This window comes from Lentzea sp. NPDC059081, assembly GCF_042738015.1.
In the GTDB taxonomy this organism is placed as follows: Bacteria; Actinomycetota; Actinomycetes; order Mycobacteriales; family Pseudonocardiaceae; genus Lentzea.
This window is the reverse complement of the sequence record NZ_JBHYGW010000030.1, coordinates 19,657-36,877: the sequence shown is the minus strand read 5'-3', so window position 1 is coordinate 36,877 and position 17,221 is coordinate 19,657. Positions and strand designations below refer to the sequence as shown.

At 69.5% G+C, this 17,221-nt stretch carries 20 protein-coding genes; 14 read left to right on the top strand and 6 right to left on the bottom strand.

What is annotated here, in order from left to right; translation table 11 throughout:
* Position 1: 1 nt before the first annotated feature.
* The gene (locus ACFWV3_RS38560) at positions 2-943 is read right to left on the bottom strand and encodes a threonine aldolase family protein (protein WP_382418931.1); all 942 of its coding nucleotides are present in this window, start codon (positions 941-943) and stop codon (positions 2-4) included.
* Between the two features lie 182 nt (positions 944-1,125).
* Here ACFWV3_RS38560 and ACFWV3_RS38555 point away from each other — a divergent pair, with 182 nt between their 5' ends.
* The 7 genes from ACFWV3_RS38555 to ACFWV3_RS38525 are packed head-to-tail and all read left to right on the top strand — an operon-like array spanning position 1,126 to position 6,547.
* Positions 1,126-1,644, top strand: coding sequence for a SigE family RNA polymerase sigma factor (locus ACFWV3_RS38555; protein WP_382418877.1), 519 nt, complete (start codon positions 1,126-1,128; stop codon positions 1,642-1,644).
* 20 nt (positions 1,645-1,664) lie between these two features.
* Positions 1,665-2,345: a hypothetical protein gene (locus tag ACFWV3_RS38550; protein ID WP_382418876.1), complete on the top strand. Its 681-nt coding sequence runs from the start codon at positions 1,665-1,667 to the stop codon at positions 2,343-2,345.
* Positions 2,346-2,372: 27 nt separating this feature from the next.
* Positions 2,373-2,957, top strand: a complete 585-nt coding sequence (locus tag ACFWV3_RS38545; RefSeq protein WP_382418875.1) for a TetR/AcrR family transcriptional regulator — start codon at positions 2,373-2,375, stop codon at positions 2,955-2,957.
* 57 nt (positions 2,958-3,014) lie between these two features.
* Positions 3,015-3,548 (top strand): SigE family RNA polymerase sigma factor, encoded by a 534-nt coding sequence (locus ACFWV3_RS38540; protein ID WP_329788600.1) that lies wholly within the window; start codon positions 3,015-3,017, stop codon positions 3,546-3,548.
* On the top strand, positions 3,545-4,306 hold the full coding sequence (locus tag ACFWV3_RS38535; protein WP_382418874.1) for a hypothetical protein: 762 nt from the start codon (positions 3,545-3,547) through the stop codon (positions 4,304-4,306). The genes ACFWV3_RS38540 and ACFWV3_RS38535 overlap by 4 nt, the downstream gene beginning before the upstream one ends.
* 25 nt (positions 4,307-4,331) lie before the next feature.
* Positions 4,332-5,750 (top strand): adenylosuccinate lyase, encoded by a 1,419-nt coding sequence (gene purB, locus ACFWV3_RS38530; protein WP_382418873.1) that lies wholly within the window; start codon positions 4,332-4,334, stop codon positions 5,748-5,750.
* Positions 5,747-6,547 carry an MOSC domain-containing protein gene (locus ACFWV3_RS38525; protein ID WP_382418872.1) on the top strand — a complete coding sequence of 267 codons (801 nt, stop codon included), beginning with the start codon at positions 5,747-5,749 and terminating at the stop codon, positions 6,545-6,547. The genes purB and ACFWV3_RS38525 overlap by 4 nt, the downstream gene beginning before the upstream one ends.
* Before the next feature lie 19 nt (positions 6,548-6,566).
* Here the strand turns inward: ACFWV3_RS38525 and ACFWV3_RS38520 are convergent, their stop codons facing one another.
* Positions 6,567-7,004, bottom strand: a complete 438-nt coding sequence (locus tag ACFWV3_RS38520) for a hypothetical protein (protein WP_382418871.1) — start codon at positions 7,002-7,004, stop codon at positions 6,567-6,569.
* 88 nt (positions 7,005-7,092) lie between these two features.
* On the opposite strand from ACFWV3_RS38520, the gene ACFWV3_RS38515 reads away from it, so the two are divergent.
* Together ACFWV3_RS38515 and ACFWV3_RS38510 are read left to right on the top strand one after the other, a co-directional pair.
* Positions 7,093-7,968, top strand: coding sequence for a phosphoribosylaminoimidazolesuccinocarboxamide synthase (locus ACFWV3_RS38515; RefSeq protein WP_382418870.1), 876 nt, complete (start codon positions 7,093-7,095; stop codon positions 7,966-7,968).
* Positions 7,969-8,018: 50 nt separating this feature from the next.
* Positions 8,019-8,669, top strand: a complete 651-nt coding sequence (locus ACFWV3_RS38510) for a DUF2334 domain-containing protein (protein WP_382418869.1) — start codon at positions 8,019-8,021, stop codon at positions 8,667-8,669.
* Here ACFWV3_RS38510 and ACFWV3_RS38505 read toward each other — a convergent pair.
* Positions 8,632-9,255 (bottom strand): MBL fold metallo-hydrolase, encoded by a 624-nt coding sequence (locus ACFWV3_RS38505; RefSeq protein WP_382418868.1) that lies wholly within the window; start codon positions 9,253-9,255, stop codon positions 8,632-8,634. The genes ACFWV3_RS38510 and ACFWV3_RS38505 overlap by 38 nt on opposite strands.
* A gap of 264 nt (positions 9,256-9,519) precedes the next feature.
* Here ACFWV3_RS38505 and ACFWV3_RS38500 point away from each other — a divergent pair, with 264 nt between their 5' ends.
* Positions 9,520-10,446, top strand: coding sequence for a trypsin-like serine peptidase (locus ACFWV3_RS38500; protein ID WP_382418867.1), 927 nt, complete (start codon positions 9,520-9,522; stop codon positions 10,444-10,446).
* Here ACFWV3_RS38500 and ACFWV3_RS38495 read toward each other — a convergent pair.
* Positions 10,430-11,404, bottom strand: coding sequence for an NAD-dependent epimerase/dehydratase family protein (locus ACFWV3_RS38495; RefSeq protein WP_382418866.1), 975 nt, complete (start codon positions 11,402-11,404; stop codon positions 10,430-10,432). The two genes, ACFWV3_RS38500 and ACFWV3_RS38495, sit on opposite strands and share 17 nt — an antisense overlap.
* A 114-nt stretch (positions 11,405-11,518) precedes the next feature.
* On the opposite strand from ACFWV3_RS38495, the gene ACFWV3_RS38490 reads away from it, so the two are divergent.
* The 4 genes from ACFWV3_RS38490 to purL all read left to right on the top strand — a co-directional run bounded on the left by ACFWV3_RS38490 (position 11,519) and on the right by purL (position 15,456).
* On the top strand, positions 11,519-12,061 hold the full coding sequence (locus tag ACFWV3_RS38490) for a hypothetical protein (protein ID WP_382418865.1): 543 nt from the start codon (positions 11,519-11,521) through the stop codon (positions 12,059-12,061).
* Positions 12,062-12,290: 229 nt separating this feature from the next.
* Entirely contained in the window at positions 12,291-12,530 is a 240-nt protein-coding gene (gene purS, locus ACFWV3_RS38485) for a phosphoribosylformylglycinamidine synthase subunit PurS (protein ID WP_030465889.1), read from the top strand.
* On the top strand, positions 12,527-13,198 hold the full coding sequence (gene purQ / locus ACFWV3_RS38480) for a phosphoribosylformylglycinamidine synthase subunit PurQ (protein ID WP_382418864.1): 672 nt from the start codon (positions 12,527-12,529) through the stop codon (positions 13,196-13,198). Before purS ends, purQ begins: the two co-directional genes overlap by 4 nt.
* Positions 13,195-15,456 (top strand): phosphoribosylformylglycinamidine synthase subunit PurL, encoded by a 2,262-nt coding sequence (purL, locus tag ACFWV3_RS38475; protein ID WP_382418863.1) that lies wholly within the window; start codon positions 13,195-13,197, stop codon positions 15,454-15,456. The genes purQ and purL overlap by 4 nt, the downstream gene beginning before the upstream one ends.
* A 39-nt stretch (positions 15,457-15,495) precedes the next feature.
* On the opposite strand, the gene ACFWV3_RS38470 is transcribed toward purL, so the two are convergent.
* Entirely contained in the window at positions 15,496-16,107 is a 612-nt protein-coding gene (locus tag ACFWV3_RS38470) for a lysozyme (protein ID WP_382418862.1), read from the bottom strand.
* 225 nt (positions 16,108-16,332) lie between these two features.
* A complete protein-coding gene (locus ACFWV3_RS38465; protein ID WP_382418861.1) occupies positions 16,333-17,172 on the bottom strand; it encodes an aldo/keto reductase in 840 nt (279 codons plus the stop codon).
* Positions 17,173-17,221: the final 49 nt, after the last annotated feature.

Here is a 17,221-nt window from a genome sequence, read left to right as displayed (position 1 = left end):
CTCAGACGTCCTCTCGTAGGCGGCGCAGCACCTCGGCGACGTCGGAGGAACCCACGTCGCCGTGCGTCACGAACCGCACCTTGCCGGACATCGGACTGGCGGCGACTCCGACCTCGCGCAAGGACAACAGCGTCTTCTCCAGGTCCGGCACGGTGGCCAGCACGATGTTCGTGGCGGGCTCGTCCACCTCCCAGCCCAGCGCCCGCAACCCGGAAGCCAATTCATAGGCATTGGAATGATCGTCGGCGAGCCGGTCGATCCGGTCGAGAGCCACTAGACCCGCCGCGGCGAGCACCCCGCCCTGCCGCACCCCGCCGCCGAGCATCTTCCGCACGCGACGCGCCTCGACGACGAACGACGCCGACCCGGCCACCACCGACCCGACCGGTGCCCCGAGTCCCTTCGACAGGCACACCTGCACGGTGTCCACACCCGCCGCCAGCGCGGAGGGAGACACCCCGAGCGCTACCGACGCGTTCCACAGCCGGGCGCCGTCGAGGTGCACGGCCAGCCCCGCGGACCGGGCGGCGGCGACCAGCGCCATGTGGTCGTCGACCGACGTCACGGTGCCGCCGGACGAGTTGTGCGTGTTCTCCAGCGACAACAACGTGGTCCGCAGCCCGTAGTAAGGAGACTCGCCGCCAGCCGCGGCGACCACGGTCTCGGGCGTCACGACGGGCAGCGCGTGCGGCATCCCGCCCGCCAGCCACGCGGCGGTTCCGAGCTCCGCGTCCAGCACGTGCGCGCCCAGCGGTGCCAGGAACCGGTCGCCTCGCGAGAGGTGCAGGTACAGCGCGATCAGGTTGCCCATCGAACCCGAGGGCACCCACAGCGCGGCCTCGACGCCCAGCAGCCCGGCGACGCGCTCCTCCAGGGCCGCCATCGTGGGGTCGTGGTCGAGGACGTCGTCGCCCACCTCGGCCGACGCCATCGCGCGGCGCATCTCCTCGTCGGGGCGGGTGACGGTGTCCGAGCGCAGGTCAATGGGGGTCACGACGCCGATCACATCACATCAGGTGAACGACCGAGGGGGTGATGTAGCTCTCCCCTCAGGTTCGTGCAACCGTTGGTGCCTCAGTTTCCGTCCAGTCAGTGCAACCGAGGAACGAGCGGAGAGCAGTCCGCGTGGATCAGCGCGACGAGCAGGAGTTCGCGGAGTACTTCGTGGCTCGCCGTGAGGCCGTGCGCCGAACGGCATACCTGCTGTGCGGCGACTGGCACCGCGCCGACGACTTCGCGCAGACCGCGTTCGTGGCACTGCACAGGAGGTGGCGGAAGATCCGGGACAAGCAGGCTCTCGACGCCTACGTCCGGCGCAGCGTCGTGCGTGCGGTGATCGACGAGTCGCGGCGTCCGTGGCGGCGCGAGAAGTTCACCGACGAGCTGCCGGAGTCACCGACGCCGGACAACGAGGTCGGCGACACCGTCGCGACGCGCGAGGCGTTGATGAAGGGCCTGCGCAGAGTCCCGCCCAGGCAACGGGCCGTGCTCGTGCTGAGGTTCCTCGAGGGCCTCGACGTGACCGCCACGGCCGAGGTGCTGAAGTGCTCGGAAGGAACTGTGAAGAGTCAGACCGCGCGCGGGCTGGCGGCGCTGAGGGAAGCTCTCGGCGACGCCATCGAAGACCTGCGACCGGCGTCGTGACCGGCGAGAGGAGGACGTAGATGGACGAGCAGAAGCTCGCGGACCTGTTCCGCGACGCCGCGCACGACGCGCCACCGGCGTCCTTCGACGCGGGCGACGTCCGCACGGCCTCCCGCCGTGCCGCGCTGCGCAGGCGCAACTCGATCGCCGCCGGCACCACCCTGGTCGTCGTCCTGGGTTTCGGCGGCGTCCTCGCTGCCAACTCCTGGTACGGCCAGGACGGCGGCAGTCCGACGGCCGCGGGACCTGTGCAACAGCAAAGCGACACGGCACAATCGCCGATGACCCTGCTGGAGGCCCAGCCTCCGCCGAACAAGGACTTCCCAGGCGACGACTCGTCCACGCAGGGGGACGCGTCGAAGCCCGGGAGCACCGGTTTCTCGACCGGTGCACGCGCAGTGCAGGGCTGCGCGGCGGTGGACCGGGAGCTCGCGGACGCCCTCGCCGGCGAGCTTTCGGTCCCACCCAGCTCCGCGGAGCCGCCCTCGGTCGGGTGCTCGACCGACTCGCGCTCGGCCGCGTTCAAGATCGACGGGCTCACCATCACCGCGATCGTCACGCCAGACGAGTTCGTGCCGCCCGCCGGCGCCGAGAAGGTCAGGACCTCCGGCGGCCAGGACCTCTACGTGTTCACGCAGGGCGACGGCGAGCTGAAGGGCCAGGCCAGGCGGGTCGCCGAGGCGCTGGCCCCCCGGTTCTGACCTCCCGCCCAGTACCCTGGCCCGACTATGACGGCAGCAACCCCGAAGGGTGAGCGCAGGCGGCAGGCGCTCGTCGAGGCCGCGTCCGCCCTGCTCGTGGAGGGCGGGTTCGACGCGGTCCGGCACCGCGCGGTCGCCGAACGCGCAGGTCTGCCGCTCGCGTCGACCACGTACTACTTCGACTCGCTGGACGAGCTCGTCACCGCCGCCGTCGAGTTCCACGGCCGCGGCGAGCTGGAGAGCTCCCGGCAGCGCCTCGCGACGATGGCGCAGCGGCTCCCCGACGACGACGTGCTGATCGAGTTCATCCTCGACCTGCTGGTCGGCGAGTCCGTGACCGACACCGAGACGATGCTGCTGCGCTACGAACGCCTGGTCGCGACGGGCCGCCGGCCGTACCTGCGGCCGCTGATGCGCGTGCTGTCGAAGGAGCTGCACGAGCTGATCGCCGAGATCTTCGCGCGCTCCGGCAGGGAGATCTCCCGAGACCGCGTCGAGGAGCTGATCGCGCTCGTGGACGGCTCGGTCGTCAACTCGTTCATCGAACTGAAGTCGGACCCGCGCGGTGTCGCGGCCAGGATGCTCCGTTCAGCTCTTTCGCGTCAGGAGTGATGCAACCTCACGTTCCCCTGATGCGTTCCCCTGGGTGAGGACGCGAGAGGGGATCGCATGCGCAAGGCCGATGAGCAGGGCTTTCGCGAGTTCGCGGCAGCCAATGCCGCGTCTTTGCGACGCACTGCCTATCTGTTCTGTGGCGACTGGCACACGGCTGAGGACCTGATGCAGTCGAGCCTCATGAAGATGTACATGGCCTGGAAGCGCATCAAGGACCTCGACAACCTGATCGCGTACGCCCGCAAGGTGCTGTTGCGCACCTGGCTTGACGAGAAGCGCAGGCCGTGGCGCAGAGCCGAGCAGCGCGACGGGGAGCTGCCCGACGCCGCCGACGCCACCGTCGACCCGGACACCACCAGCGCGAAGCTGTGGGCACGTGAGCTCGTGCACACCGCCTTGCTGCAGGTGCCTCCGAGGCAACGGGCGGTGCTCGTGCTGCGTTATTTCGAAGACCTGTCGGTCGCCGAGGTGGCGGTGGCCATGGGTTGTACTGAGGGAACGGTCAAAAGCCAGACGGCGCGCGGTCTCGCGACACTGCGCACCATCGTGGAGAAGCTCGACAACAGTTCGGGGAGGGTCGCGTCGTGAGTGAGCAGGAGATCCGCGAGGGAATGCTGCTGGCCGTCTGGGACGAGCCGCCGCTCGACTTCGACCCCGACCAGCTGATCAGGCGGGTCGAGCAGAAAAAAAGTCGTCGACGAGCGCTGGTCGCTGTGGGCGTGGCTACGGCGATGATCGCCGTGGCGTCGTTCTCGCTGCCCGGGCTGCTGCCGCGCGACGGTGACGGCCAGCTCGCCTCCGAGGTCCAGACGACCCAGTCGTCCCACGCCTCCGCCGAGTCGGAGGAGAAGCGGGTGCAGCGCATCGGCGACACGCTCGCGGACAGGCTCAAGGACGTGAAGGGCGACGCCAAGGACATCTACGCGAGCCTGCGCGTCGGCGAGTACGGCTATCCGGGCTACCAGTCGGTGCCGACCACGACGAAGCGGCCGAGCGACCCGGACTTCTCCGGCTTCGTCATGTTCACCGACATGATCGGACCGACGGCGGTGCGCGTGGAGGCCGGCCGGTTCGGCTTCTCGGAGGCCTCCTTCTGCGGTGGCGCGACCACGTGCCGGCAGGTGCCGCAGAGCGACGGCACGGTCGTCCACGAGGCCGAGTACGACGAAGGCGGCCCCGACGTCGCACGGGCGCAGGTCGCCAGGGTGTACCAGAGCGGGTTCGTCGTGCGCATGTCGAGCCACAACTACAACCCGTCGACGCAGGCCGGTCTCCGGCAGACGGTGCCGGTGCGCGTGGGGGTGCTCACAACGCTCGTCACGGACCCCGCGGTCGCCTGGCAGTGAGGTCGGCGTGCACTAGCCTGGCGGCGTGAGCAAGCCGCGCATCGCCAACGTCCTCGCAGGTCGCTACGCCTCCACATCGCTCGCGACGCTGTGGTCGGCCGAGCACAAGATCGTGCTGGAACGCCAGCTCTGGCTCGCGGTGCTGCGCGCCCAGGCCGCCGCCGGCATCGACGTGCCGGAGACCGCGGTCGCCGACTACGAGCGCGTGCTGGAGCAGGTCGACCTCGAGTCGATCGCGGCGCGCGAGCGGGTGACGCGGCACGACGTGAAGGCGCGCATCGAGGAGTTCAACGCGCTCGCGGGCCACGAGCAGGTCCACAAGGGCATGACCTCGCGCGACCTGACCGAGAACGTCGAGCAGCTGCAGGTGCTGCGCTCGCTCGAGCTGGTCCGGTCCAAGGCCGCCGCCGTGCTGGGCCGCCTCGCGCGCCTGGCCGCCGAGCACTCCGACCTCGTGATGGCCGGTCGTTCGCACAACGTGGCCGCGCAGGCCACGACGCTGGGCAAGCGCTTCGCCACCGGCGCCGACGAGCTGCTGGTCGCGTTCTCCCGCCTCGACGAGCTGATCTCGCGCTACCCGTTGCGCGGCATCAAGGGCCCGGTCGGCACCGCCCAGGACATGCTCGACCTGCTCGGCACCCCGGAGAAGCTGCAAGAGCTGGAGGAGACCGTCGCCGGGCACCTCGGCTTCGAGCGCGTGCTCACCAGCGTCGGCCAGGTGTACCCGCGCTCGCTCGACTTCGACGTCGTCTCGACGCTGGTGCAGCTCGCGGCGGCGCCGTCGTCGGTCGCGAAGACGATCCGGCTGATGGCGGGCCACGAGCTGGTGACCGAGGGCTTCAAGCCCGGCCAGGTCGGCTCCAGTGCCATGCCGCACAAGATGAACACCCGCTCGTGCGAGCGCGTGAACGGCTTCGCGGTGATCCTGCGCGGCTACCTGTCCATGGTCGGCGAGCTGGCGGGCGACCAGTGGAACGAGGGCGACGTGTCGTGCTCGGTGGTCCGCCGGGTCGCGCTGCCCGACGCGTTCTTCGCGTTCGACGGGCTGCTGGAGACGTTCCTGACCGTGCTCGACGAGTTCGGTGCGTACCCGGCCGTGGTTGCCCGCGAGCTGGACCGCTACCTGCCGTTCCTCGGCACGACGAAGGTGCTGATGGCGGCGGTGCGCGCGGGCGTCGGCCGGGAGACCGCGCACGAGGCCATCAAGGAGAACGCGGTGGCCGTGGCGCTCGCGATGCGCGAGCAGGGCCTCGCGGAGAACGACCTGCTGGACCGCCTGGCCGCCGACGAGCGCCTGCCGCTCGACCGCGCCGCGCTCGACGCGCTGCTGGCCGACCGCCTGTCGTTCACCGGCGTGGCGTCGGCGCAGGTCGCCTCCGTCGTCGAGCAGGTCGCCGCGGTCGTCGACAAGTACCCGGCCTACGAACCGGAGCCCATTCTGTGATCGTCTCCGGCCTGCACGTCTATCCGGTGAAGGGGTGCGGCGGGTACTCCGTCGCCTCCTCGCCCGTCGACCTCACCGGGTTGCGGGGCGACCGGATGCTGATGCTGGTCGACGACGACGGCGTGTTCCTGTCGCAGCGCAAGATGCCGGCGATGGCCGCGCTGCGACCGTCCCTCGTGGACTCCTCGCTCGTGATCGGCGGCGAGTCGTTCCCTGTCGTCGTCGAGGGACAACGGGTTCCGGTCGTCGTGCACAAGTGGCAGGGCTCCGGGATCGACCAGGGCGACGCGGTCGCCGCGTACTTCTCCGACGCGCTGGGGAAGTCCGTGCGGCTCGTGCGGACGCCGCCGGACCTGCACCGGGAGTCCGCCGGCCTGACCACGGGCCTGGTCGGGTACGCGGACGCGCACGCGGTGCTGGTGACCTCGCTGTCCTCTTTGGACGGCCTGAACGAGCGGATCCTGGAACGCGGCGGGGAGCCGGTGCCGATGAACCGCTTCCGCCCCAACGTCGTCGTGTCCGGCTGGCCGGAACCGCACACCGAGGACCGGGTGCGGTGCGCGGTGATCGGCGACGTGGAACTGGGCTACGCCAAGGACTGCGTGCGGTGCGCCGTGCCGATGGTGGACCAGGAGACCGGTCTGCGCGACGGCCCGGAACCGACCAGGACGCTCGCGACCTACCGGCGTGACCCGGACGGCGGCGTGACCTTCGGGATGAAGGCGGCCGTCGTCGCCACCGGCACCGTCGCGGTGGGCGACAAGATCGACGTGCTGGAGTGGGCCCCGGCCTCCTGAGCGCTTCCCGGGGCGCTTCCTAGGCCTTCTGCCAGCGCAGGCGGTCGCCGCGCTGCGGGTCTTTGCGGCACACCAGCGGTTCGTTGAGCAGGCCGATGCCGCGGGCGCCCTCGGGATCGCACGTCGCGCCCTCGTTGACGAGCAGGCCCCGTTGCGTGGACTCGGTCGTCGTCGGCGGCTGCTGCACGGGCGGGGCGCTCTGGACGGGCGGCGGTTTCGGCTGCGTGGTCCGGGTGGTGGACGTCGTCGTGGCCGAGGTGGTGGTCTGGACCGTGATCTCGGCGAGGTCCGGGGTCGGCACGATGCTGACCGACTGGGTGCCGCTCGTGCTCGGCGCACCCGACGGAGGTGTGGAGGACACGGGGCTCGAGTCGAAGCTCCACCCGACGATGCCCAGCACGACGAGCAGTCCCGCGCTGATCAGCACGGGGATCCACAGCGACTTTCGGGTGAACACGGGTGCACTGTAGGTGTCTTTGTCCCAGGTTTGTAGTAGTGCGGGGTGTGCATCGTCGACCGGTGTATTCCCACGTAGGCTGACCGCCGTGCCCACGCTCGCTGATTACCAGCACGTCGCCCGCGGCAAGGTTCGCGATCTGTACGACGTCGACGACGAGCTGCTGCTGTTCGTCGCGTCCGACCGCATCTCGGCCTACGACCACGTCCTGAGCTCGGAGATCCCCGACAAGGGCCGTGTGCTCACCGCGATGAGCGTGTTCTGGTTCGAGCGGCTCACCCCGAACCACCTGGTCTCCTGCGACGACCCGCGCATCCCCGCCGAGGTCCGCGGCCGGGCGCTGCTGGTGCGCAAGCTGCAGATGGTCGACGTCGAGTGCGTCGCGCGCGGGTACCTGACGGGCTCCGGCATGGCCGACTACACGGCGACCGGCGCGGTGTGCGGGATCGAGCTGCCCGCCGGGCTGGTCGAGGCGTCCGAGCTGGACCCGCCGATCTTCACGCCCGCGTCGAAGGCCGAGCTGGGCGCGCACGACGAGAACGTGTCGTTCGAGGTCATCGCGGAGAAGCACGGCGTCGAGCTGGCGTCGAAGCTGCGCGACCGCACGATCGAGCTGTACAGCGAGGCGCGCGCGTACGCGTTGACGCGCGGCCTGATCCTGGCGGACACGAAGTTCGAGTTCGGGCTCTCCCCGGACGGCGAGCTGATCCTCGCGGACGAGGTCTTCACGCCGGACTCGTCACGCTACTGGCCGGCCGAGGGCTACGAGCCCGGTCGCGTGCAGCCGTCGTTCGACAAGCAGTACGTGCGCGACTGGCTGACGTCGCCCGCCTCGGGCTGGGACCGCAAGAGCGACACCCCGCCGCCCGCGCTGCCCGCCGAGGTCGTCGCGGCCACGCGGGCGCGGTACGTGGAGGCCTACGAGAAGCTCACGGGCCGGGCTTTCGCTGACTGGCTCGCGTGAGTTAGCTCTGCTTTCACGCGGATGTCACCACGGCGTGGCGCACTCATTGCGTGCACTCACAGCTCGTGGTCTCACTGTCCGGCATCGGTCCGCAGACACTCGACCGATGCGCTGATCTCGCCGCGGCCCTCGGCCCGCGGCAGGTGCCGTTGTCCCTGCTCGTGATCCCCCGCGAGCTGGGCAGGGCGCAGGACTGGGTGCGGCACCGCGCCGCGCTCGGCGACGCCGTCGTGCTGCACGGCCTCGGCCAACGGCGGCTGCCCGCCTACGAAGCGGGGCTGCTGCTGACGGGCGCGCGTGTGCAGATGGAAGCCATCGGGCTCACCGCGGACACGTTCGCCCCACGGCGTTGCGTGGCGTCGCCCGGCACGTTGATCGCGCTGGCCAAGCACAAGTTCACCCGGTGCGCCGACGCGCTGGCCGTCCGCGAGGTCGGCAGCGGCCTGGCGACGCTCGGGCGCCTGCACGCGCTGACCGAGCGCACCAGCTTCGGCGAGCTGCGGTCGTTGGCGCTGGTCTACGCCACGGCTCGATCCGCCCGCCGCGGTGGTCTGACCCGGGTCACCGTGGACGCCCGCGACCTGCACCGGCCCGGTGCGCGGCAGGCCGTGCTCGACGCCGTGGACATCGCGCTCGCCCACGCCGCCGAGCCCACCACCTACGTCAGACTGCCGTCGCCTCGCCAGGCTTCAGCTGCCTGACCTCGGTGCCCTCCGGCTTCAGCATCTCGAAGAACCGGGTCGCCATCCCGACGCTCGCGAGCGTCTTCTCGTGGATCGGCACGGCGACCCGCGGCTTCACGGCGCGCAGGAAGTCGACGGCCTCGCCGGTGCGCAGCCACGGCGCGCCGGCGGGCACGCCGAGCACGTCGACGTCCTCGTCCGGCACGAACAGCGAGTCGCCGGGGTGGTAGAACGCGCCGTCGCCGATCACGTACCCGGCGTTCGGGACGACCGGGATGTCCTCGTGGATCAGCGCGTGCCGGCCGCCGACGGCCTTGACCGCCAGCTCGCCGATCTTGAACACGTCACCCGGCCTCGCGACCGTCGGGTTCTCGACGTCGGGCACCGTGCCCTCGTCGACGATCAGCTGGGCCTGCGGGTTCGCCTCGAGCAGCGCCGGCAGCCGTTCGGGGTCGATGTGGTCGAAGTGCTGGTGCGTGATCAGCACCGCGTCCAGGTCCGTGAGGTCCTCGAAGCCCGCGGAGAACGTGCCGGGGTCGATCAGGATGCGCGTCGCCCCCGAGTCCAGAAGCACGCAGGCATGACCGAAATGGACAAGTTGCACAGAATCCTCCATTACCGACGTTTGGCGGGCTGACACGGTCAGGTGACGTCGGAAGTATCAAAGGGCATGAGGAAAACCCTGCAACTCCTCACGGCACTGGCACTCGCCCTGCCGATGACGACCTTTGTCCCTGCTACCACCACCTCTACACCTGCTCAGGCCTCGTCGCCGCAGTCCCAGGAAATCGGCACCGAGGAATCCGTCTCGGTCCGCGTGGGTGGTCCGGTTCGGTCGACCTCGATCGAACGACCGGGATCCGGATACGTGAAACTGCATTTCACGGACCTGCGGATTCTTCCGGGTGACGTGCTCACGGTGTCGAACCCTGACGGCACCGAGAAGTACACGTACACCCGTGACCTGCGTTCCTCGCTGACGGCGACTCCCGACTCGACCGGCTTCTGGGCCATGTCGATCACCGGCTCCACCGCGGTGGTCTCGGTGACCAACCCGCTGTCGCGCGTCCGGGTCGACAAACTGACCCGCGGCTACACCGAGGCGGAGATGTCCGCGCAGCCGTCCGTGAAGAGCATCTGCGGCACGAACGACTACAAGGACGCGGTCTGCTACCAGTCGAGCAACCCGACCGAGTTCGGCAAGACCGCGTCCGTGGCGAAGCTGCTGCGCAACGGCAGCTCGCTGTGCACGGCGTGGCGCGTCGGCCCGAACAACCGCATGCTGACCAACAACCACTGCTTCACCAGCGTCAGCGGCATCGAGGTGTGGTTCAACTACCAGTGCCCGACCTGCGGCGGCACGGCTTCGGCCACCGTCACGAAGGTGCTGGCGTCCCAGGTCCTCAAGACCGACGCACCGCTCGACTACACCCTCTTCTCCGTGAACAACTTCGCGGCCATCAGCTCGTTCGGCTACCTCGAGCTGGACGCGCGCGTTCCGGACGTGGGTGAGGAGATGTACGTCATCGGCCACCCGGCCGGGAAGCTCAAGAAGCTGTCGTTGCGCGACACGCAGAACGGCAGCGGCTACTGCATCGTGCGAGCGGTGCGCGTGGCCGGCAACGTGTCGCAGTCCGACATCAGCTACATGTGCGACACCGAAGGCGGCTCGTCCGGTTCGCCGGTCCTGTCGAGGCGCACGCACAAGGTGATCGGGCTCCACCACTTCGGCGGCTGCCCGAACCAGGGCGTGCGCATCGACCTCGTCGCCGCGCAGATCAGCTCACTGCTGTAAGGATCTCCTGCTCCTCCTGCTCGCTGAGCCCCGCCTTGCGGGGCCGGTCGAGCCCGAGGCCGCGCTCGTACTCCAGCGAGTCGAGCGCGGTCTCGGCCACCGGGCGCGGCTTGAGCCCGTTGGCCAGCGCGGTGCTCGCGTCCCGCCCGACCATCCCGGCCCACGCCTTGGGCAGCCACAACGGCAACGACCGCGGCCCGGCCCACGGGTTGATCTCCAGCTGCTTCAGGACGTCCTCGCTGACCGGCACCAGCTGCGTTCCCGCCGGCGCCGTGGCCCCCGCGATCTCGCCGATGGCCATCTGGAACGGCATGACCGGCCCGGTCGAGTCGTACGTGCCGGTGACGCGCTGCTCAGCGGCGAACACGATCCACTGCGCCAGATCCCGCACGTCGATGTGCTGGAACCCCAGGTCGGGGCTGTCCGGCACGACCACCCGGCCGCCCCGGGACATCCGCGCGGGCCAGTAGCCGAACCGGTCGCTGGGGTCGTCCGGCCCGGTGATGAGCCCCGCGCGGACGATGAACTCCCTGCCCCTGACGGCGTCGTTCACGGCGTTCTCGCTGGCCACCTTGACCCCGCCGTACCGCTCGGCGGTGAACTCGGCGTCCGGGTCGTCCTCGAGCGCAGGCAGGAGCTCGTTCGTCGCGTGGTCGGCGTAGACCGAGATGCTGGACACGAACGTCCAGTGCGGTGTCGTGTCGCCGAACGCCTGGAGTGCCTCGCGCACCCAGTCGACCGAGTACTTCGAGACGTCGATGACGGCGTCGAACCGCTCGTCCGCGATCTGGTCGTACGCGCCGGGCTGGTCGCGGTCGATCGGGATCAGGCGCGCGCCGTCCGGGACGGTGCCGGAGGTGCCTCGCGCGCCGCAGAGGACTTCGTGGCCCCGGCGGACCGCCTCCGCCGTGACGGCCTTGCTGAGGAACACGGTTCCGCCGAGCACCAGGATCTTCATGATCCCAGCATCCGTCCGATCGGGGCGGGGTGCCACCGCGATCCGCTGTCGGCGGAATAGCTCGTTCTGATGGATCCGGTGAAGATTCGTTCGGACCCGGCCGATGAACGTTCCGTGAGTCTGCACGCCTTCGTCGACGAGTCGCGGCGAAACAACACGTACCTGCTGGCCGTCGCGCTGGTATCGCCAGGCGAACTGGCCAGGTTCCGCAAGTTCCTCCGCTGCATGCTGATGCCGGGGCAGCACGAGTTGCATTGCAAGAAGGAGACGTCCAGTCGGCGAAGGCTGATCGCATCGCGGCTGGTTGCCGAGCGGGTCTCCGTGCGCCTCTACACCCGGAGATGTGACCTGGGAGACGAGGCAGCCAGGCAGAGGTGTCTCGAGAGCCTGGTCGCAGACCTGCTGAAGGTCGGCGCGCACCGGCTCGTTCTCGACTCCCGCGACCAGCGCGACCGCCTCGACGCTCGGACGATCCACGCAGCACTGGGCCCCGGCGCCCCGTCGTTCCACCTGGTCTACGAGCACCGCCGCAGCAGCAGCGAAGAGCTTCTGTGGATCGCGGACGTCGTGGCCTGGTGCTACGGGTCCGGCGGTGAATGGCGGGAACGGGTGTTGCCGGTCGTCGAGTCGATCGTCGACCTCGACTGCCCCAGATAGCGCAATACCCAGCCGCCGACCGTCCGGACGTGGGCTGGGTACACTTCCTCGGCCTACAGGGCCTTGGCGATATCCACACTACCAAACAGTGTCGCCAGTACAAGCGAGTTCACCCGATGGTGAGGCTGCCCGAATATGTGCTGCCCAACACCTGTCGAGTTGATGAACACCCAGGTCAGGTAGGCTCTCCGGGTACCGCCAGCCCCCTCAAACCCGGGAGCAGTCTGTCGTGGCCCGAGTCGTCGTCGACGTCATGCCGAAGCCCGAAATTCTCGACCCGCAAGGCCAGGCGGTGGCGAACGCGCTGCCGCGTCTTGGCTTCGACGGCATCACCGCCGTCCGCCAGGGCAAGCACTTCGAGCTGGAGGTCGCCGACGACGTCGACGACGCCACGCTCGCCAAGATCGCTGAGACCTTCCTCGCGAACCCCGTGATCGAGGACTGGACCGTGCGCAGGGTCGAGGCATGAGGGTCGGTGTCATCACCTTCCCCGGCACCCTCGACGACGTCGACGCGCAGCGTGCCGTGCGGTACGCCGACGGGGAGGCCGTGCCGCTCTGGCACGGCGACCACGACCTGAAGGGCGTTGACGCGGTCATCGTGCCCGGCGGGTTCTCCTACGGCGACTACCTGCGTTGTGGTGCCATCGCGCGGTTCGCGCCGGTCATGCAGGAAGTGATCGAGGCCGCGAACAAGGGGATGCCGGTCCTGGGCATCTGCAACGGCTTCCAGATCCTCGCCGAGGCCCACCTGCTGCCGGGCGCGCTCGTCCGCAACAGCGGTCTGCACTTCGTGTGCCGCGACCAGTGGCTGAAAGTCGAGAACAACAGCACCTCCTGGACCACCAGGTACGACCTGAACGCCGAGATCCTCGTGCCGTTGAAGTCCGGCGAGGGCGGTTACCAGGCGAACGAGGACACGCTGAAGGAACTGGAGGACGACAACAGGATCGTCTTCCGGTACGTCGGCGAGAACCCCAACGGCAGTCGGAACAACATCGCCGGCATCACCAACGCCAGGGGCAACGTCGTCGGCCTCATGCCGCACCCCGAGCACGCCATCGACGCGCTCACCGGCCCGACCGACGACGGACTGGGCATGTTCCTGTCCCTGCTGGACTCGGTGGTGAAGGCATGACCGTGGACACCGTCAAGAACGCCGAGAGCACGCCCGAGCAGGACCAGCCCTACAAGGAGCTGGGCCTCAAGGACGACGAGTACGCGCGCATCAAGGAGATCCTGAAGCGCCGCCCGACCGACGCCGAGCTGGCGATGTACTCGGTCATGTGGAGCGAGCACTGCTCCTACAAGTCGTCCAAGGTGCACCTCAAGTACTTCGGCGAGACCACGACCGACGAGATGCGCTCCAAGATGCTCGCGGGCATCGGCGAGAACGCGGGCGTCGTCGACATCGGCGACGGCTGGGCCGTCACGTTCAAGGTCGAGAGCCACAACCACCCGTCGTACGTCGAGCCCTACCAGGGTGCGGCCACTGGGGTCGGCGGCATCGTGCGCGACATCCTCGCGATGGGCGCCCGGCCGCTCGCCGTCATGGACCCGCTGCGCTTCGGCAAGCCGGACGCGGCGGACACGCGCCGGGTGCTGCCCGGCATCGTCGCGGGTGTCGGCGGCTACGGGAACTGCCTCGGCCTGCCGAACATCGGCGGCGAGGTCGTGTTCGACGAGTCCTACCAGGGCAACCCGCTGGTCAACGCGCTGTGCGTCGGTGCGATGAAGGTCGAGGACCTGCACCTCGCGCACGCGTCCGGTGCGGGCAACAAGGTCATCCTCTACGGCGCGCGCACCGGCCTCGACGGCATCGGTGGCGTCAGCGTGCTGGCGAGCGAGACGTTCGACGACACCGCCGGCAAGCGCAAGAAGCTGCCGAGCGTGCAGGTCGGCGACCCGTTCACCGAGAAGGTGCTGATCGAGTGCTCGCTCGAGCTCTTCGAGAAGGGCATCGTCGTCGGCATCCAGGACCTCGGCGGCGCGGGCCTGTCCTGCGCGACGAGCGAGCTGGCGTCCGCCGGTGACGGTGGCATGCACGTCTACCTGGAGCGGGTGCCGCTGCGGGCGACGGGCATGACCCCGGCGGAGATCCTCTCCAGCGAGTCCCAGGAACGCATGTGCGCGGTGGTCGAGCCGGCCAACGTCGAGGCGTTCATGGCGGTCTGCGAGAAGTGGGACGTCATCGCCACCGAGATCGGTGAGGTGACGGAAGGCGACCGCCTGGTCATCACGTACCACGACGAGGTCGTCGTGGACGTGCCGCCGCGCACCGTCGCCCACGAGGGCCCGGTCTACAACCGGCCGATCGAGCGCCCCGCCGACCAGGACGAGCTGCAGGCGAACACGCCGGACAGCCTGCCGAAGCCGGCGCGCGACGAGCTGCTCGCGCTGATCAAGTCGCAGGCGGCCAGCCCCAACCTGGCCTCCAAGCGCTGGGTCACCCAGCAGTACGACCGCTACGTCCGCGGCGGCACGGTCCTCGCGCAGCCCAGCGACGGCGGCATGATCCGCATCGGCGAGGAGACGCACCGTGGTGTCGCCCTCTCGACCGACTGCAACGGCCGCTACACCAAGCTCGACCCGTACGAGGGCGCGAGGCTGGCGCTGGCCGAGGCCTACCGCAACGTCAGCAGCACCGGTGCCACGCCGGTCGCCGTCACCAACTGCCTCAACTTCGGCTCGCCGGAGGACCCGGCGGTCATGTGGCAGTTCGAGCAGGCCGTGAAGGGCCTCGCGGACGGCTGCGCGGAGCTCGGCATCCCGGTGACCGGCGGCAACGTCAGCTTCTACAACCAGACCGGCTCCACGGCGATCCTGCCGACGCCGGTCGTGGGCGTGCTCGGCGTCATCGACGACGTGCGGCGCCGCATCCCCACCGGGATCGGGGCCGAGGCCGGCGAGACGCTGCTGCTGCTCGGCGAGACCAAGGCCGAGTTCGGCGGGTCGGAGTGGGCGCACGTCGTCCACGGCCACCTCGGCGGTCTGCCGCCGAAGGCCGACCTGCAGCGCGAGAAGCTGCTCGGCGAGGTCCTCGTCGCGGGCTCCCGCGACGGCATGGTCTCCGCCGCGCACGACCTCGCCGAGGGCGGCTTGGCCCAGGCGCTGGTCGAGACGTGCCTGATCGGTGAGACGGGTGCGCGGGTCTTCCTCGAGGGCGACCTGTTCACCGAGCTGTTCAGCGAGTCCGCCGGTCGCGTGCTGGTCGCCGTGCCGCGGACCGAGGAGCAGCGCTTCACCGACATGTGCACCGCGCGCGCTCTGCCGTGGCGCAAGGTCGGCGTCGTCGACCCGGAGTCGAACGCCCTGGAGATCCAGGACCTCGGCGAGCTCCCGCTCGACGAGCTGCGCGAGGCCTGGGAGGGCACCCTCCCGGCGCTGTTCGACTAGGAACGAGAAGAAGGGCCTCGTCGGGAGACGGGGCCCTTCTCAGCTCGCGGCGACGCGCTGGAGCTGCTCGAACACGCCGTTGAACAGGTTCTGGTCGCCGGGGAAGTACCCGGCCGCCTGCCACTGCCAGATCGTGTGGAAGTCGAACCCGGCCGGCAGCGGCCCGACCTCGGAGCTGTAGCGCGCGATCCACAGCGGGTTGTCGTCGCCGAACTTCATCGAGCCGCCGACGCACTTGTTCCACCAGCTCGTGGACGTGTAGATCATCGGATGGCGGCCCGTGCGCGCGAACACCGTGTCGCTGAACGCCTTGACCCACGCGGTCATCGCCGCCTGGTTCATGTTGTAACAGGTGTCGCCGTACGGGTTGTACTCCATGTCCAGCGCCGGCGGCAGCGTCTTGCCGTCGGGCGACCAGCCACCGCCGTTGGACACGAAGAAGTTCGCCTGCTCGGCGCCACCGGCCCAGTCGGGCAGCGCGAAGTGGTACGCGCCGCGGATCATGCCGATGTCGTGGGCGCCGTCGTACTGCTGGGTGAACTTGGGGTTGCGGTAGCCCGTGCCCTCGGTCGCCTTCACGTACGAGAACCGCGCGCCCTTGTCCCAGGCGGACCTCCAGTCGACGTCGCCCTGGTGGCTGCTGACGTCCATGCCGGGCACCTTGCCGGCTGTCGGAGGTGAGTCCTCTGCTGTTCGCAGGTCACCTGTGCCCTCGTGCTTGAGGATCTGCGAGCCTGCCGTGTGGTCCGCGGAACCCTCTGGCAAGGGCTCCGCGGACGCGGGGGCGGGAGTCAGTCCGGTGACGATCGCAACGATGCTGATCAAGGTCCGCATGGACTAGATCGTCCGACCATTCGGACCAATTTTCCACCAGGGTCACCCGTCCAGGCGGGTCAGCTCCTCGGCGGTCAACTCCACGTGCGTGGCGGCGGCGGAATCGGTGATGCTCGCCGGTCGAGAAGCACCCGGAATGGGGACTACCACTTCCGACTTGGCCAGCATCCACGCCAGGCACACCTGGTGCGCGCTCACGCCGTGGGCGTCACCGACCTCCTTGAACGGACCCGCGAGCTTCCCCGCCTTGCCGATGCCGCCGAACGGGCTCCACGGCAGGAACGCGATGCCGAGCTTGTCGCACAGCTCCAGCTCCGGCTCGCTCGACCGGAACGACGGCGAGAACTGGTTCTGCACGGCCGTGAGCCGGCCGCCCAGGATCTCGTTGGCCTGCGAGATCTCGTCGGGGTTGAAGTTCGAGACGCCGGCGTAGCGGATCTTGCCGTTGTCCAGCAGCTCGGCCAGCGCGCCGACCGACTCGGCGATCGGCGTCTTCGGGTCCGGCCGGTGGAACTGGTACAGGAAGATCTGGTCGACGCCGAGCCGCCGCAACGACGCGTCGACGGCCTGTCGCAGGTACTCCGGCCGGCCGTCGCGGCCCCAGCCGCCGCCGGGCTCGCGGGTGTGACCGCCCTTGGTGGCGACGAACACCTCTTCCGAGCGCCCCTGGAGCGCCTCGGCGATCAGCTCCTCGTTGTGGCCGAAGTCGCTGTCGTCGAGCGAGTAGGCGTCCGCGGTGTCGATGAAGGTCACGCCCGCGTCGAGCGCGGCGTGGATGGTCTCGATCGACCGCGCCCGGTCCGGCCTTCCCTCGATGGACATGGGCATGCCGCCCAGGCCGATGGCGCTGACTTCGGTGTCCCCGATACGACGCTTCTGCATGCCAACCACTCTGGACCCTTCCGATTAAGCTGTCCAACGCAAGGATGTG